Source organism: Streptomyces sp. NPDC046977, assembly GCF_040644455.1.
Classification (GTDB): Bacteria; Actinomycetota; Actinomycetes; order Streptomycetales; family Streptomycetaceae; genus Actinacidiphila.
This window is the reverse complement of the sequence record NZ_JBEYWO010000004.1, coordinates 391,285-406,647: the sequence shown is the minus strand read 5'-3', so window position 1 is coordinate 406,647 and position 15,363 is coordinate 391,285. Positions and strand designations below refer to the sequence as shown.

Sequence of the window (15,363 nt, the reverse complement as noted above, 5' to 3'; positions counted from 1 at the left end):
CCGCGGCCCCGCCGCGCCGCGCTCCGCCGGAACACGCCCTAGATTGGGTGCGTGATCGCGCAAGCCGGCGGGGCACGCCGCGGGCGGGCCTCGTACATCGCCGCCGCGGGGGTGTTCGCGGTCGGCATGGCGGGCACCACGCTGCCCACACCGCTGTACGGGCTCTACCGGGAGCGGATCGGGTTCTCCGAACTGATCGTCACGGTGGTCTTCGCGGTGTACGCGATCGGCGTGATCGCCGCGCTGCTGATCGCCGGCGACTTCTCGGACGTCCTGGGACGGCGGCCGGTGCTGGTGGCCGCACTCGTGCTGTCGCTGCTGAGCGCGGTGTGTTTCCTCTTCCAGAACGGGCTGCCGCTGCTGTTCACGGGCCGCCTGCTCTCCGGGTTCTCCGCCGGGCTGTTCAGTGGCGCCGCCACGGCCGCTGTCCTCGAACTGGCGCCTCCCGGGCGGGAGGCACGGGCGGCGTTCGCGGCCACCGCCGCCAACATGGGCGGACTGGGGTGCGGACCGCTGCTGTCGGGAATCCTGGCGCAGTACGCGCCGTGGCCGCTGCGGCTCCCCTTCCTCGTGCACATCGTCCTGCTCCTGGCGGCCCTCGCCGTCACGTTCGCGCTGCCCGAGACGGTGGCACGCCGCACGCCCCGCCCCCCGCTGCGCCCGCAGGGCATGGTCGTGCCGCCGCAGACCCGGGCGGCGTTCGTCCCTGCCGGGCTGGCGGCCTTCGCCGGCTTCTCCCTGCTCGGGCTCTTCACCGCGGTGGCACCGAGCTTCCTCGAGGAGACACTCGGCGAGGACAACCTGGCCGTCATCGCCGCGGTCGTCTTCTCCGTGTTCGGCTCCTCCACGGTCGGCCAGTTGCTGACGGGGCGCCTGGGCGCGCGCCGCGCGCTGCCCGCCGGGTGCCTGCTGATGACGGCGGGGATGGCCGTGGTGGCGACATCGCTTCTGGTGGAGTCCCTGGCCGTACTGGTGGTGGGCGCCATGATCGGCGGACTCGGCCAGGGCATGTCCTTCCGCGCGGGTCTCACCGGGGTGAGCGCGGCGGCGCCGGAGGAGCACCGGGGCGCGACGATCTCGGCCTTCTTCGTCGTGGCCTATGTCGGCATCTCCGTACCGGTGGTCGGAGTCGGCGCCCTCGCGCTCGCGCTCGACCTGCGGGACGCGGGAATGCTGTTCGCGGCCTACGTGGTCCTGATGTCGGCCGCCGTGGGCGTGTATCTCCTCCGCAGGCCGCCCTCCTCTTGCGCGGGACTCCCCCGGCGGGGTCCTCGGACCTAGGACCTGCGCCGGTTACACCGCGCGGGCGCACGCCCTAACGTCCCGTACGTGGACGGAACAGGGATACTCGACGAGGCACTCGAACGGCTGCACCGGACCGGGCCGGAGCGCCTGGGCCGGCTCAGCAACCACGCGCCGATGGCGGTCGAGGCACTGGCCGCGCACGGGCTCGCGGGCGGTGTGCACCGCTGGCTCGACCGGTACGCCCCGAAACTGGAGGAGTTCCCCTCGGGCACCGCGCCCGTGACGGCCGCCGACTGGCGGGAGGCGCTGGGCGACCCGCGCCGGCTGGCCGACTGGATCGCCTTCTTCGGGCGGGAGGTCGCCGAACGCCCTTGGCGGGACGTGCTCGGCCAGTGGTGGCCGCGCCTGCTGCCGGGCATGTACGGCGGGTCGACGCATCCGGTGATCCGGGTCGGTCACGCGGTGCGGACGCTGCTCGCCGGGGAGGAGAGCGGGCCGCGGCTCGGCGAACTCGCCCAGGGCCTGGGCTACTGGGCCGCACGCCACCGGCCCGTCACGGGGCTCGGCGTGCTGCCGGCGCGGGTGGACACCGCCGGCGCGGCCCTCGACGCCGTGCCGCCCCTGGCGGAGCGCACCGGGGGCTTCGCCGACCGGCTGGCCCGCGTGACGGCCGTCCCCGCGTGGGCCGACGGCGCCGGCGACCCGCGCAGCGTGCGGCAGCGGCTCGCCGAACTCGTCCGGGCGGCGACCCACCGCTACGCCACCCACGGGCACGGCGAGGAGACGATGCTCGTCCACGCGGCCACCGCGCCCAACGCCGTGCTGCGCACGCTGCCCGCGCTGCCCGAGGCCCTGTGGCTGCCCAGCCTGCGGGCCGCCTGGGTGGCCTCGGCGGCGGTGACCGCGATGTACGCGCCCGCCGCGCCCGTCGCCTGGTCCCCGCCCGGCCGGATCGCCCCGGGGGAGGTCCTGGCGCTGGCCCTGGCCCACGGGGACGAACACGTCATCAAGTTCGCCGACACGGCCCTCGACGTCGGCGACGAGCGGGCCCTGGCCGCCGCGCTGCGCTGCGTCGAACTGAGTGAACCGCTGCCGTAGCCGTCCTGTGCCGCCGCTCGGGGGCAAATCCCCGCACCCCGTTCCGTCCCGGCAGGTCAGCGGGGTACGGTGGCACAACGGTCAAGATCGGCACACGTGGAGGAACCGGCATGGACGCGACCAGCGGAGCGGGACCTGGCCGCCCGCCCGGCGACAGAGTGCGCCCGGACGGCCTGACCACCCGCCAGGCCCGCATCGTCGAGGCCGTGCTGCAGTCGGTGGCCCAGCGCGGCTACCCGCCGTCGATGCGGGAGATCGGCCAGGCCGTGGGGCTCGCCAGCACCTCGTCCGTCGCCCACCAGGTGGGCGCGCTGCAGCGCAAGGGCGTTCTGGAGCAGGACCCCCACCGTCCGCGGGCGTACCGGGTGCGGTCCACGTCGCCGGAGGGACGCGCCGCGGCGGAGACCGCGGAGCTGCCCGAGCCCGCCTACGTGCCGGTGGTCGGGCGGATCGCGGCGGGCGCGCCGATCCTGGCGGAGGAGGTCGTCGAGGACGTCTTCGCCCTGCCGCGGGAAGTGGTGGGCGAGGGCGAGCTGTTCGCGCTGGAGGTGGCCGGCGACTCCATGATCGGCGCCGCGATCTGCGACGGTGACTGGGTGACGGTGCGGCGGCAGCCGACGGCGGAGAACGGCGACATCGTCGCCGCCATGCTCGACGGCGAGGCCACCGTCAAGCGCCTCAAGCAGGAGGACGGCCACGTGTGGCTGCTCCCGGAGAATCCGGCGTACGCGCCGATCCCGGGCGAGAACGCGACGGTTCTCGGCAAGGTCGTCGCGGTGCTCCGCACCCTCTGAGACGCGCGGCCGGTCAGTGCTCGTGCGCGCGCTGCCAGGCGTCGCGCGAGACGGGGACGGGCCGCGGCACGAGGGCGCCGTCGACCGAGAGGTCGACCTGCTCGTTGTAGAAGGCGACCATGCCGGCGATCGACGCCACCTGCGGGGTGGGGAAGTCGTAGGACCAGGCGATGTCGGCATGCGTGGCGGTCCGCGAGGTGAACGACCAGTACCCGGTGGTCGTCCCCTTGTACGGGCAGGCCGTCACCGTGTCCGCGGGCTGGAGCACGGTCCAGTCGACGTAGGGCCGTTCCACGTAGTAGCGGGTCGGCAGGCCCGTCTCGAACAGGAGCACCGCGTGCGGCGCGTCCGCCAGGACCACGCCGTCCACCTCCACGCGGACGCGGCTGGAGGACCGCAGGGCGTCGACGCGGGTGTAGGGGCTGCGCGGGTGCACGAAGACCTGCTCGTCCTCCTCGTACCAGGCGTCGATCGCGTCCCACCGGAAGCGGGCCGTGCCGAGCAGCCGCTCGGGGGCGCCCTCCTCCCACACCCAGGCGGCGGCTTCGCGGACCTGTGACCCGGCGTGGAGCGCGTGCCGCCGCGCGGGTCCCGGGCTGAGCTTCCCGGTGCGGCCCTCGTCGGTGAGGGCGCCCTCGGCGACGTCCCGCAGCGGAATGCTGTACTGCGGATAGCCGGGCCACTCCCACACGTACAGCGCGTTCCTGGTGTCGAGCACCGTGCGGCCGTCGACCGTGCCCCGGATGCGCCGCGGGACCGGCTCCACGTGTCCGACCGGGACGATGAGTCCCGGGTGGTTCACTCGCGCCTCCGACATGGACGTCCTCCTCGGCGAGTCTTCAGTGTTCCGTCGTTGTCTCGTTCCCTCTCCTCCAGCATGGTCCGCCGGAAGTGCCCCTGCCCGGCGGCCGCGCCGTACAGGGCGCGTCAGCGGTCCACGGGCGGCAGGGGCCGCGCGGCCCATGTGCCACCGGGGCCCGGCATGCCGGCCTCGGCGGCGGCGCGGTCCTGCCGGTCCGGGGACGAGCCGAGCCATTCGCAGAACAACACCGTGGCGTCGTCGCGCAGTTCGCCGTCGTGGCGCTCCACGACCGCGTGCATGAAGCGGCACAGTGTCTCGGGAACGGACAGGCGGTCGGCGTGGCTCCGGATGAGGAAGTCCACGAGTCCGGCCGGCCCGAGCTCGTCCCCCGTGACCGAGCGGGTCTCCGTGATGCCGTCGGTGTACAGCACGATCCGGTCGCCCGGCTCCAGTTGGGCCCGGCACACCTCGGGCGCCACGCCCAGACCCGTGCCCATGGGATCACCGGGAGCGCACGCGAGCTCCCGGACCCAGCGGCGCCCCCTGATGAGCACCGGCGGGTGGTGGCCGCGGTTGACCCACTCCAGGACCCCGGTGCGGGTGTCCAGTCGCGCCACGACACCGGTGGCGTAGCGCGCGCCGCCGAACTGCTCCACGAGCGCCTTCTCGATCTCCTCGGCCGTCCCGGCCGGATCCGCCTGCCGGCGACGGGCGTTGCGGCCGGCGGCCATCGCGAGTCCCGCCGTCACGCCCGCCGCGGTGTCGTGCCCCATCGCGTCGAAGATCGACAGATGGACGAGGCGGCCGTCGAGGGCGTAGTCGAAGGCATCCCCGCCCACCCGGTAGGCCGGCTCCAGCGCGGCCGCGATGACGACCCGGCCGTCGGCGTACGAGCGCGGGGGCAGCAGGCGCCACTGCATCTCGGCCGCCACGTTCATCGTGTCCGTGCGCACCCTTCGGGCGTGCGCGTCGCTGGAGTCGCGTTTGGCGACGACGATGAGCCCGACCGCGTCGGCGAGCATCTGCAGGTCCTCGCGGGCCCGCGCGTCGTCGGTGTACGTGGTGGCGCGCAGCACGCCCAGCCGCTCCGTGCCGCCGAGCAGCGGCACCCACCACCGGAATCCGCCGGGGCACGGGGACGCGGCGGGCAGGAGCCGGCCGTACTGGTAGGCGCGGCCGGCGACGGTGCCCGCGATCCGCAGTTCGGCGCTGTGGGTGCGGACCCCGGCGCAGGTCCAGTCGGTGTCGCCGAGGTTGCGGAGCACATGGCGCTGGAGATCGGCGAGAAAGACCGCCACATGGGCCAGACCCGCGGTGGCCGCGTACTCGGCCGTCCTGGCGGGCAGTTGCTCAAGGGGCATCAGGTGGCTGTCGGCCAGCAGACCCGCCACCATCCGGCGGGCGCACTGGTCCCTGTTCTGGAGCCGGACCCTGTCCTGGACTGTCACCCCTGCTCCTCACCGGCCGCCCCCGCCGCTCGGTGCCGCGGCCGTTCTGCCCGCTTTTCTCATGCTACGCGCGGCCGCGCGATCACCACCGCGTGCCAACCGGGGACGCGGGCACACACGAGGACGATGAGTGAGCTTTCGTCCCCGTTGCAGCGCATATACGGTGACGTGGGAGGTCTGCGATGACGGAATACGACCACATCGTCGTCGGTGGGGGAACCGCCGGATGCGTCCTGGCGGCCCGTTTGTCCGAGGACCCCCATGCCCAGGTGCTGCTCCTGGAGGCGGGTCCGGCCCGCGGTTCCGACGCCGTCGCCGAGCCCTCGCGGTGGATGAGCCTGATCGGCGGCGACATGGACTGGGGACGCTCCACCACCCTCGCGGACCACGACGGCCGGCGGACCGTGGTCCCCTACCCCCTCGGGAGGACGCTCGGCGGGTCGAGCAGCATCAACGGGATGATCCATCTGCGCGGGCACCCGGCGGGCTACGACGCATGGGAGGCGGCGGGCGCCACCGGCTGGAACTACCGGAGCCTGCTGCCGTACCTGCGGCGCAGCGAACGCACCGAGGGCCGCGACCCCGAGTACCGCGGCACCCGCGGCCCCATGCGCGTGGCCCCGGCACCCGTAGCGCACCCGGTCTCCGCCGCCTGCCTCGGCGCACTGCAGGCCGCGGGCCACCGCCTCACGACCGACATCAACGGTCGGCATCCCCTGGGCGGCGGATGGCTGGACCTCAATGTCGTCGACGGCGCACGGCAGAGCGCCGCCGACGGCTATCTGCGGCCGGTGCTGGACCGGGCGAACCTGACCGTGCACGCCGACACCCTCGTCCGGCGCCTCCTGCTCGACCACGGACGCTGCACGGGTGTCGCGTACGAACGCGAGGGCCGCACCGAGCGGGCGACGGCCGGTGAGGTGGTGCTCGCCGCGGGGGCCGTCGGCTCCCCCCACCTGCTCATGCTGTCCGGCATCGGACCGGCCGACGACCTGCGGCGCGCGGGTGTCGACGTCGCGGTGGACTCCCCCGGCGTCGGCGCCGACCTGCACGACCACCCCGTCTGCGTCGTCAACTTCCGTGCGGCACGGCCCTTGCCCGCCCCCACCGGCCCCGCGTTCGACGCGGCCGCCACGCTGTGCAGCGACCGCTCGGGGACCGTGCCCGATCTGCAGATCCTCTTCTTCACCCTGTCGTACGCGCCGCCCCCGCTGACCGCCGTGGACGGCGGTTTCAGCTTCGTCGTGGGCCTCATGGCGCCCCACAGCCGCGGATCGGTACGGCTCTCGGGTCCCGGCCCCCACGACGCCCCCGTCGTCGACCTCGGTTTCCTGACCGAGCGGTCGGACGTCGACCGGCTGGCCGAGGGCATCGAGCTCGCGCGGGAGGTCGGGCGGCAGCACACCCTGGACGCCTGGCGCGGGGAGGAGGTCCTGCCCGGCGGCGACGTGCGCGACGAGGCCGGGCGGCGGGCGTACGTGCGGCACGGCGTCGGCAGCTACTACCACCCCGTGGGCACCTGCCGCATGGGCTCCGACGACGGCGCCGTGGTCGACCCGCGGTTGCGGGTCCGCGGCGTCGACGGCCTGCGCGTCGCCGATGCCTCCGTCATGCCGTCCATCGTGTCGGCCAACACTAATGCGACCGTGCTGGCCGTCGCGGAGCGGGCGGCGAACCTGATCAGGAACCCGCGGCAACAGGACGACGAGGGAGAGGCCGCCGGGGCGTGAGCGCCGCCGCGCCGGCGGATCCGGTGATGCGCGCGGGCGGGGCGTTCAGACCGCCGCGGCCGGGTGCTTCAGCCGCTCGGCGACCGTCTTCAGCAGTTCGTCGGACAACTGCGGGTCGGCGACCGCCCGCGCCATCAGGATCGCGCCGACCATGGCGCTCAGGGTGAGCATGGCGTCGGCCCGCGTCTCCTCGGGGTCGTCGCCCTGTGCGGCCTCGCCGATGAGCTCCAGGTAGCCGAGCACCTGCTTCTCGTACGCCTCTTTCATCTCGACGACACCGCGGCCGGCCGCCGCGCCGAGCGTCACCAGGGCGCAGCCCGTTCCGGGGGCGTCGCGGTGGCGCGTGCTGAGGTAGGCGTCGATCAGGCCCGTGCGCGGCTCCTCGGGGTCGCGGCGGGCGGCATCGGCCATCTTGGCCTCGCCGTCCTCGAGGGCCAGGGTCGCGGCCTGGACCATCAGTTCGTCGCGGGACGCGAAGTGCTTGTAGAACCCGCCGTGGGTGAGGCCCGCCTCTTTCATCAGGTCGGCGACGCCCGGGGCGGTCATGCCTTCCTCGCGGATACGGCGGGCGGCGATGCGCAGGACCCGCTCGCGGGATTCCGCCTTGGCTGCCTGGGAGTGACCCATCCGAAGACCTCCCCGATGTCGGCCGGATCGCACCGGCCAAGTGTGGATGATGGGCATCATACATCTTGGATCCCACCCTCAGGCAGGCGTGGCGCCGGCGCCAGACAGGCGCTCCCAGACGAGGACGCCGTCGCGCAGCGCGCCCCAGATGAGAGCGGGCTCGCGCAGCGCCAGGCGGAGCCTCGGCCCCTCCCAGCCGACCGCCCTCACCTGGGGGACGCCCACCCAGTTGGGAAACAGGCTCAGCTCCACGTGGTGGACCACGAGATCGTCCTCGGGCACCTCGTAGGTCCCCCCGTAGGCCAGGTAGCCGACGGCCGCGGCCGCCAGTTCCTCGGGCAGGCCCTTCTCCAGGCGCCCCTCGCGGAAAGCGGGACGGCCCGGGCGCATGATCTGGGCCGACATGTGGCCGTCCGAGGTGTAGACGATCAGCCCCTCGGGTCGCGGCCCGAAGGGCTCGACGACGTCACCGCCCTCGACCGCGGTGGCCCGGTACGACACCAGGCGCCACGCACCGGGCAGCGCCTTGCGCAGCTCTTCGGGATTCATGTCCTGCCTCCTCGGTCTCGTGATCCGCTTCGCGCGCCGGGCGCCCCGGATGCATTCTGGATGATGGCAATCATACAGATTCCCTCCGCACGCACCCCGCGCCTTGACGATCTGGATGACGCGAGTAATCCTGAATGTGACAGGATGATATGCATCCTCCACATTTTTGGAGTCACACCGATGACCGTCCCGTACGAACCCACCCGCACCGCCGTCCTCCTGGTCGACCCCTACAACGACTTCCTCTCCGACGGCGGCAAAGTCTGGCCCCTCCTCGAACCCGTGGCCGCCGACGTCGGGCTGCTGGACAACCTGCGCGCCGTCGTCGCCGCCGGCCGCCGCGCGGACCTGCCGGTCTTCTTCGTCCCGCACCGCCGCTGGCAGGAGGGCGACTACGAGGGCTGGGAACACCCCAACCCGACCCAGCGCATCGTCCAGGAGCGCCACACCTTCGCCCTGGGGACCTGGGGCGGGGAGTTCCATCCGGACTTCCGGCCCGGCGACGGCGACGTGGTCGTCCAGGAGCACTGGGCGCAGAGCGGTTTCGCCAACACCGATCTGGACTTCCGGCTCCGGCAGCGCGGCATCACGCACGTCATCGTGATCGGCCTGCTCGCCAACACCTGCATCGAGTCCACGGGCCGCTACGCCATGGAACTCGGCTACCACGTCACCCTCGTCCGCGACGCCACGGCGGCCTTCCTGCCGGAGATGATGCACGCCGCCCACGAGCTGAACGGACCCACGTACGCCCACGCCATCACCCGCACCCAGGACCTGGTCCTGGCCCTCCAGGACGGAGCCCACCGCCATGGCTGACCTCGCACTGACCGGAGACATGCTGATCGGCTCGGTGTCCGTACCGGCGGCCGGCGCCACGATGCGGGCGCTGAACCCCGCGACCGGCCACGAGATCGAGCCCCCCTTCGCGCTCGGCGGCGCGGCCGAGGTGGACCGTGCCGCGCGCCTCGCCGACGAGGCCTTCGACAGCTACCACCGCACCGGCCTGGACGAGCGCGCCGCCTTCCTGGAGCTGATCGCGGACCGGCTGGACGCCGTCAACGGCGCACTGGCCGAGCGCACGGCACTGGAGACCGGACTGCCCGCCGCGCAGCTCTCGGCGGAAGTGGCCAAGTCCGCCGGCCAGTTCCGGCAGTACGCGGAGGTGGTCCGGGAGGGCCGCTTCCGGCACGCCACGATCGACCCGGCGCAGCCCGGACGGCAGCCGCGGCCGCGCACGGACCACCGCATGCAGAAGATCGCGATCGGCCCGGTCGTCATCTTCGGCGCGAGCAACTTCCCCATCTCGTACTCCGTCGCCGGCGGTGACACCGCCTCCGCGCTGGCGGCGGGCGCCCCGGTGATCCTCAAGGCCCACAACGCTCACCCCGGCTCCTCCGAACTGCAGGCACGCGCCATCCGCGGCGCCGTCGCCGACAGCGGGCTGCACGAAGGCGTCTTCTCCATGGTCCGCGGCGCGGGCAACGGGATCGGCGAGGCACTGGTGGACCACCCGCTGATCAAGGCGGTCACCTTCACCGGCTCCGAGGCCGGCGGCATGGCACTGTACCGGCGGGCCCAGTCGCGCCCCGAACCGATCCCGGTCTTCGCCGAGATGACCAGCGTCAACCCGACGTTCGTCCTGCCCTCGGCGCTCGCCGCGCGCGGCGCGGAGATCGGCGACGGCTTCGCCGAGCGCATGCTCGTCAACGTCGGCCAGGCGTGCCTGAAGCCGGCCCTCCTGCTCGCGATCGACGGCCCCGGCTACACCGCCCTGCGCGACGCCGCCGCCGCCCGCGTGGGCGCCATGCACGCCCGCACCATGCTGACCCCGGGCATCCTCGACGCCTACAAGCGGGGCGTCCGGCGGCTGCGCGACGCCGGAGCCACGACCTTGGTGGAGGGCCCCGGGCCGCAGGGGCCGGGTGAGGGCCGTGCCCTGCTCCTGGAGGTCGACGGCGACCGCTTCCTCGCCGAACCCGCGCTGTCCGGCGAGGTCTTCGGGCCGACCGCGATCGTGGTCCGGCTGACGGGCATGGACCAGCTCCTGGAGGTGGCCCGGAGCCTGCGCGGCCAGCTCTCGGCGGCGATGCACATCGACGAGCCCGACCACACGGCCGCCGCGCGCCTGCTGCCGGTCCTGGAGCGGCGCACCGGCCGGATCGTCGTGAACGCCTTCGCCCACCCGCAGGAGGTGGCGCACGCCACCGTCCACGGCGGCCCGTTCCCGGCCACGACCGACAGCCGCTTCACCTCGGTCGGCATGACCGCGATCGACCGCTTCCTGCGGCCCGTCACCTACCAGGGCTTCCCCGACGCGCTGCTGCCCGAGGCGCTGTCCGCCGGCAACCCCCTGGGCCTGTGGCGGCTGACCGACGGGCAGCTGTCCCGCGACTGACCCCCGGTCCGTCCGGCGGGGCCCTCCTTCGGGGAGGGCCCCGCAGCCGTGTCCGGAGGGGTTGATCCTCCCGTGACGGGAGGTCGTAGCGTTGCGGACGTGATCGGGAACGACACCACCGGACCCCGGTGGACCATCGGCGAGCTGGCGAGGGCCAGCGGCGTCACCGTACGGACGCTGTACCACTACGACGAGATCGGCCTGGTGCGCGCGAGCGAGCGCACCGCCTCGGGGCACCGCCGCTACACCAGGCGCGACCTGCACCGCCTGTACCGCGTACGGGCGCTGCGCACCCTGGGGCTGTCCCTGGAGGAGATCGGTGACGTGGTGGACGGCGCGCCGGACGACCTCCCGGCGATGCGCGCGGTCCTGGATGCCCAGCTGGAGGAGCTCCGGCGTCAGGGCGAGCGGATCGGGCGGATCACCCAGCAGGTCCGCGGACTCCTGCGGCAGTTCGACGGGGAAGCGACGCCCGATCCGGACCAGTTCATGACGACCTTGGAGATGATCTCTGTGCTGGACGGCTACTTCACCCAGGAGCAGCAGGACCAACTGGCCCGGCGCCGGGCCGAGCTCGGACCGGCGGCCGTCGAGACGGCGCGGACGCGGTGGGCCGGCCTCGTCGGGGAACTCCTCGCGCACGTCGACGCCGGCACCGCGGTGGACGACGCCGGGGTGCGGGAACTCGTCCGGGAGTGGGACGCGCTCGGGTCCGCCTTCCACAGCGGCGACCGGCAGACCGAGGAGGCCGCCAGGCGGATGTGGCAGGACCACGGCGACGACCTCAGCCGGGGCCTGCCCTGGCCCGCGGAGCGGATGGCCGCCCTGGTCGGCTACCTGGAGCAGGTCCGGCAGGCTCGCTGACATCCCGCCGCCATTGCGGCCGTCGCCGGTGTCCGCGGCGGCGATTCGCCGCCGCGGGCGCCACACTGGCCCGGTGAACGATGAGTTGAGGGCCGTGCACGACCGGCTGGCACGGATCGAGGAACTGCTCACCACCTCCCCGGAGGGGGCCGCCGCGGAGCCTGCCTGGCGCCGCCGCACACGGGTGGAGGGGCGGGGAGCGGTGTCGGCGGCGGTACTGGTCGCCATCGTCCTGCAGTTGGTGCTGCCGGACCGCCTGGCCATTCATCCGCGCTGGCTCCTGCCGGGGCTGGAGCTGCTCCTGCTGGTCGCGCTGCTGCCGGCCACCCCCTCCCGCGCCCGCCGGATGGGCCCGCTGCTGCGCGCCGGGGGGCTGGCGCTGGCCGCGGCGGTCAGCGTCGCCAACGGCTGGTCGGCGGTCCGGCTCATCCAGCACCTGGTGCGCGGGACCGAGCAGAGCGACGCGCAGGCCCTGCTGCTGGGCGCGGCGTCCATCTGGGTCACCAACATCATCGTCTTCGCCCTGTGGTACTGGGAATGGGACCGCGGCGGACCGGTCGCCCGCGCCGCGGGGACGCGGGACACCCCGGACTTCCTCTTCCCGCAGATGCAGAGCCCGGACGCGGTGCACCACGAGTGGGAACCGGCGTTCGCCGACTACCTGTACGTGTCGTTCACCGACGCGACCGCCTTCAGCCCCACCGACACGATGCCGATGTCCCGTTGGGCCAAACTGCTGATGACCTTCCAGGCCCTGGTCTCGCTGCTGACGCTGGCCCTGGTGGTCGCCCGGTCGGTGAACATCCTCAAGGCTTGACATCCTCCCCGCCCTAAGGGACGGGGATTCCTGGCTCACGTGGGCTGGGGACCAGCGGTCCGTCAGCTCTTACACGATCGGCACCAGCCGGGTTGAGACCAGCCCGGACCAGCATCACGCGGGCGGAGTTCTTGTCCCTGGGCGAGACGGCTCCGCACGGCGTGCAGGTGTAGGTACGTTCCGAAAGAGGAAGTGCGTGCTTGGTTCTCGCTCCGCACTGCGCGCAGCCCATGGTGGTGTGCGCGGGATGCACCAGGCGAACGTCCCGCCCGTGCTTGCGGCCCATCTCGATCAGAGCCGTCTTCGTGGCCCCGATCGCCGCGTCCGCCGCTCTACGGGCCATCGTCGACTTCGCCAGGAACTTCGGTCGGAAGTCCTCCACCGCAATCACGTCATGGTCACGGACGACCTGCTTGGCCCACTTGCGGCCCGTGTCCTGCCGTTGGCGCGCGATCTTCTTGGACACCTTCGCGGCGGCCCGGCGAGCCCTGCGGTAACCGCCGCTGTCGGGCTTGCCCTTCGGGGTGCGGCGGCGGGCCATCATCTTCTGATAGCGGGCGAGCTTCGCCGCGGCACTTTTCCCGTGCTGGGGGTGGGGCAGGTCGTGGAGATCGCTGGTCGTGGTCGCGGTTTCGCGGACCCCCCAGTCGATACCGATCACCGCTCCCGTGGCGGGCAGCGGCTGCACGTGGACGGCGACGACGAACGAGGCGTACCAGTGGCCGAGGCTGTCCCGGTGGACGCGGACCGACGTCGGGGCGGCGGGCAGGTCGCGGGACCACACCACCGTCAACACGATCCCGCCCGCCAGATGCAGGCGCCCGTCCTTGATCCGAAAACCCCGGGTGCTGTAGTTCAGCGTCGGGTCGGCCTGGCGCTTGCGCTTGGTCCGGGGCATCCCGGCCCGCTGCCGCATCGGCAGCCGCGCCGTGATGTCCTTCAACGCCTTGGCCCGGGACTTGCCGAAGTCCCGGATCGTCTGCTGCTGCGCAACGGAACTGCCGTCCCGCAGCCACGCCATCGACCCTCTCGCCTCGGTCAGCATCCTGTCGAGCTGCGCCGGGCCGCACGTGATCTTCTGCTCGGAGGTCCGGTTCAGGGCGTGGACCTTGCGGGACACGGCCACGCACTCGTTCCACACCCACCGGCACCGCGCCCACTCCGCCTCCAGACCGGCACGCGCCGTGGACGACACGCGCAGCCGGAAGGTGTACCGGGCATGCCCGGACCCCTCCTCGACCGTCACTGTCGCCGTCATGCCACGGAACGTAACAGTCCCCACTGACAACGAAAGAGAGCGCAGGTCACGACAGATGCGCAGACAACTCCGCCGCTTCGCGGCTCCGGCCCACGGGCCCATTCCTCCCCGGCCTGAAAGCCGGGACCTCCTGGGAGAAATCAGGTGAATCGCAGGCGTACGGCCTCGCACCACGATCGCGGTCCGCGCCCCGCCTCGTTCCCGGAACGGGCGTCGGGGGCAAGGCCCTTGAACACCGCCGCCGCGACCACCGCGTAGGCGACGTGCGGGACGAGGTCGGCGGCCCAGTCCGACGCGGACCAGGTACGGGGATCGGTCACGCGCAGCACCGTCATCGGCCCGTTCGTGCCGATCAGCGCCAGGACGCCCGCCGTCGCGGTCAGTGTGGCGTCCCGCGGCCGCCAGCCGGCGGCGGTGAGCAGTCCGAGCGTGGCGCCCATGCCCACGCCCGCGGTGATGCCGGTGATCCGCCCCAGTGCGGCGACGCGGTTCGCGCGGACGCCGGGCGGTCCGGGTACCGGCAGGCGCACGACCTGCGACAGCCGTTCGACCGTGGCGTCCGGGGTGGTGCTGGCACCGCGCCCCCGCACGACCATGTCCAGGTAGCCGACCGTGTCCAGGGCCGTGCACCCGGCGGCCCCCGCGGCCGCTCCCCGCAGCATGCCGCGCAGCAGCCGGCCCGCGGTGGAGGCCGTGCCCGCGCTCTGCCGTCCGCACGGTCCGTACGTGCGGCGGACGAGGAACAAGGGGCAGGTGACACGCATGGGAACCAGTAAGGCACCGATCGATGCCCTTCGCCACCGGCGGCAACCCGCCCCGTTCCCCGCGCGGCCCGCCCCGGACCCCGGTCCGCGGCTCAGGCGTCGCCGCGGACCGCCTCCACGGCCTCCCGGACATCCGGATGCGGGTCGTCCGCGAGGGCTTCCAGCAACGTGGCGACCCCGGGAGTGGCCCACCCGGCGACCGCCCACACCAGGTCCTCCCGTACCCCCGCGTCGGGGTGCGCGGCCAGCGGGCCCAGGTGCCCGAGGGGACCGCGCCGGCGCATCCCGAACCAGTGCAGCGCCTCCCGCAGGACCACGGGGTCACCGGGGTCGCCGGCCGCCGCGATCCTGGCCAGCAGCACCGGGACCGGCGGCGGCGGACCGTCCAGCGGGTGCGGCATCCGCTCGCGCAGGCGCCGCGACCCGTACTCGCCCCGCACCCGGCAACCGGAACAGGTGCAGGGCCGCGTCCCGTGCGCGTCCGGCCGGTAGCGCCAGCCCGTCACCTGGGGCGCGGTGCGCGTGCGGTGCACCTCGTGCGCGCGGATCGCCCGGGGTACGAACACCTCCCACCCCCGCGGGTCGGGCAGCACGGCGATCCGGCGCACCGCCTCCGCCGCACTGACGGCGACCTCCACGCCCCGCGCCCGGTCCGCGTAGTGGCCGGCCCGTACCGGCTCGTCGTCGGCCAGGCGGATGTGCACGGCCACCAGTCCTCCCCTGGTGCCGGACCGGGCCAGTTCCCGCAGCCATTGATGGGTGAGGGTGTACGAGGTCAGGACCGGGAAGCAGTACACCCCGCGCATACCGTCCCGCCCGCGGCCCGCGCGTATCCCGGACCGCCGGATGCGGGGCGCGTACGCCGCCGACGTCAGGTGCACGAACATCGCCATCCCGGAAGACTAGTTCGGGACGCGCGACGACCGCGGTGCGGGGCGCCCGCCGGGAACCGGCCGGCGCGCCGCGGGC

Annotated in this window: 15 protein-coding genes; 8 read left to right on the top strand and 7 right to left on the bottom strand. The window is 73.6% G+C overall.

The window, feature by feature from the left end:
• The first annotated feature begins 126 nt into the window (after positions 1-126).
• The 3 genes from ABZ883_RS09130 (at position 127) to lexA (ending at position 3,137) form a co-directional block, all read left to right on the top strand.
• Positions 127-1,281 (top strand): MFS transporter, encoded by a 1,155-nt coding sequence (locus tag ABZ883_RS09130; protein ID WP_360904089.1) that lies wholly within the window; start codon positions 127-129, stop codon positions 1,279-1,281.
• A gap of 48 nt (positions 1,282-1,329) precedes the next feature.
• Complete coding sequence (locus ABZ883_RS09125; protein WP_360903945.1) at positions 1,330-2,343, top strand: questin oxidase family protein; 1,014 nt, start codon at positions 1,330-1,332, stop codon at positions 2,341-2,343.
• A 110-nt stretch (positions 2,344-2,453) separates the two neighbouring features.
• Positions 2,454-3,137, top strand: coding sequence for a transcriptional repressor LexA (lexA, locus tag ABZ883_RS09120; protein ID WP_360903942.1), 684 nt, complete (start codon positions 2,454-2,456; stop codon positions 3,135-3,137).
• 13 nt (positions 3,138-3,150) lie between these two features.
• Here lexA and ABZ883_RS09115 read toward each other — a convergent pair whose 3' ends face one another.
• Entirely contained in the window at positions 3,151-3,954 is an 804-nt protein-coding gene (locus ABZ883_RS09115) for a DUF427 domain-containing protein (RefSeq protein WP_360903939.1), read from the bottom strand.
• A 110-nt stretch (positions 3,955-4,064) separates the two neighbouring features.
• The gene (locus ABZ883_RS09110) at positions 4,065-5,333 is read right to left on the bottom strand and encodes a PP2C family protein-serine/threonine phosphatase (RefSeq protein ID WP_360904086.1); all 1,269 of its coding nucleotides are present in this window, start codon (positions 5,331-5,333) and stop codon (positions 4,065-4,067) included.
• 236 nt (positions 5,334-5,569) lie between these two features.
• On the opposite strand from ABZ883_RS09110, the gene ABZ883_RS09105 reads away from it, so the two are divergent.
• Positions 5,570-7,117: a GMC family oxidoreductase N-terminal domain-containing protein gene (locus ABZ883_RS09105; RefSeq protein WP_360903936.1), complete on the top strand. Its 1,548-nt coding sequence runs from the start codon at positions 5,570-5,572 to the stop codon at positions 7,115-7,117.
• Positions 7,118-7,162: 45 nt separating this feature from the next.
• Here ABZ883_RS09105 and ABZ883_RS09100 read toward each other — a convergent pair whose 3' ends face one another.
• Both ABZ883_RS09100 and ABZ883_RS09095 read right to left on the bottom strand, forming a co-directional pair.
• Entirely contained in the window at positions 7,163-7,744 is a 582-nt protein-coding gene (locus tag ABZ883_RS09100; protein ID WP_360903933.1) for a TetR/AcrR family transcriptional regulator, read from the bottom strand.
• A gap of 78 nt (positions 7,745-7,822) precedes the next feature.
• Positions 7,823-8,293 carry a lipocalin-like domain-containing protein gene (locus ABZ883_RS09095; RefSeq protein WP_360903930.1) on the bottom strand — a complete coding sequence of 157 codons (471 nt, stop codon included), beginning with the start codon at positions 8,291-8,293 and terminating at the stop codon, positions 7,823-7,825.
• Positions 8,294-8,473: 180 nt separating this feature from the next.
• Between ABZ883_RS09095 and ABZ883_RS09090 the strand changes: the two genes are divergently transcribed.
• The 4 genes from ABZ883_RS09090 (at position 8,474) to ABZ883_RS09075 (ending at position 12,372) form a co-directional block, all read left to right on the top strand.
• Positions 8,474-9,112 carry an isochorismatase family cysteine hydrolase gene (locus ABZ883_RS09090; protein WP_360903927.1) on the top strand — a complete coding sequence of 213 codons (639 nt, stop codon included), beginning with the start codon at positions 8,474-8,476 and terminating at the stop codon, positions 9,110-9,112.
• Positions 9,105-10,691, top strand: coding sequence for an aldehyde dehydrogenase (NADP(+)) (locus ABZ883_RS09085; protein WP_360903924.1), 1,587 nt, complete (start codon positions 9,105-9,107; stop codon positions 10,689-10,691). The genes ABZ883_RS09090 and ABZ883_RS09085 overlap by 8 nt, the downstream gene beginning before the upstream one ends.
• A 99-nt stretch (positions 10,692-10,790) precedes the next feature.
• Positions 10,791-11,555, top strand: coding sequence for a MerR family transcriptional regulator (locus ABZ883_RS09080; protein ID WP_360903921.1), 765 nt, complete (start codon positions 10,791-10,793; stop codon positions 11,553-11,555).
• A gap of 73 nt (positions 11,556-11,628) precedes the next feature.
• Complete coding sequence (locus tag ABZ883_RS09075; protein ID WP_360903918.1) at positions 11,629-12,372, top strand: hypothetical protein; 744 nt, start codon at positions 11,629-11,631, stop codon at positions 12,370-12,372.
• Positions 12,373-12,385: 13 nt separating this feature from the next.
• Here ABZ883_RS09075 and ABZ883_RS09070 read toward each other — a convergent pair whose 3' ends face one another.
• From ABZ883_RS09070 to ABZ883_RS09060, 3 genes are all read right to left on the bottom strand, one after another.
• Positions 12,386-13,630, bottom strand: coding sequence for a transposase (locus ABZ883_RS09070; RefSeq protein WP_360903915.1), 1,245 nt, complete (start codon positions 13,628-13,630; stop codon positions 12,386-12,388).
• A gap of 140 nt (positions 13,631-13,770) precedes the next feature.
• Positions 13,771-14,394, bottom strand: coding sequence for a hypothetical protein (locus ABZ883_RS09065; protein ID WP_360903912.1), 624 nt, complete (start codon positions 14,392-14,394; stop codon positions 13,771-13,773).
• A gap of 92 nt (positions 14,395-14,486) precedes the next feature.
• Positions 14,487-15,287 carry a HEAT repeat domain-containing protein gene (locus tag ABZ883_RS09060; protein ID WP_360903909.1) on the bottom strand — a complete coding sequence of 267 codons (801 nt, stop codon included), beginning with the start codon at positions 15,285-15,287 and terminating at the stop codon, positions 14,487-14,489.
• Between the last annotated feature and the right edge of the window lie 76 nt (positions 15,288-15,363).

Coding starts and splice junctions, on each gene's coding strand:
- ABZ883_RS09100 (WP_360903933.1), bottom strand. CDS start 7,744: ATGGGTCACTCCCAGGCAGCCAAGGCGGAATCCCGCGAGCGGGTCCTG.
- ABZ883_RS09085 (WP_360903924.1), top strand. CDS start 9,105: ATGGCTGACCTCGCACTGACCGGAGACATGCTGATCGGCTCGGTGTCC.
- ABZ883_RS09110 (WP_360904086.1), bottom strand. CDS start 5,333: ATGGTGGCGGGTCTGCTGGCCGACAGCCACCTGATGCCCCTTGAGCAA.
- lexA (WP_360903942.1), top strand. CDS start 2,454: ATGGACGCGACCAGCGGAGCGGGACCTGGCCGCCCGCCCGGCGACAGA.
- ABZ883_RS09130 (WP_360904089.1), top strand. CDS start 127: ATGGCGGGCACCACGCTGCCCACACCGCTGTACGGGCTCTACCGGGAG.
- ABZ883_RS09105 (WP_360903936.1), top strand. CDS start 5,570: ATGACGGAATACGACCACATCGTCGTCGGTGGGGGAACCGCCGGATGC.
- ABZ883_RS09060 (WP_360903909.1), bottom strand. CDS start 15,287: ATGGCGATGTTCGTGCACCTGACGTCGGCGGCGTACGCGCCCCGCATC.
- ABZ883_RS09090 (WP_360903927.1), top strand. CDS start 8,474: ATGACCGTCCCGTACGAACCCACCCGCACCGCCGTCCTCCTGGTCGAC.
- ABZ883_RS09095 (WP_360903930.1), bottom strand. CDS start 8,293: ATGAATCCCGAAGAGCTGCGCAAGGCGCTGCCCGGTGCGTGGCGCCTG.
- ABZ883_RS09115 (WP_360903939.1), bottom strand. CDS start 3,954: ATGTCGGAGGCGCGAGTGAACCACCCGGGACTCATCGTCCCGGTCGGA.
- ABZ883_RS09070 (WP_360903915.1), bottom strand. CDS start 13,630: ATGACGGCGACAGTGACGGTCGAGGAGGGGTCCGGGCATGCCCGGTAC.
- ABZ883_RS09065 (WP_360903912.1), bottom strand. CDS start 14,394: ATGCGTGTCACCTGCCCCTTGTTCCTCGTCCGCCGCACGTACGGACCG.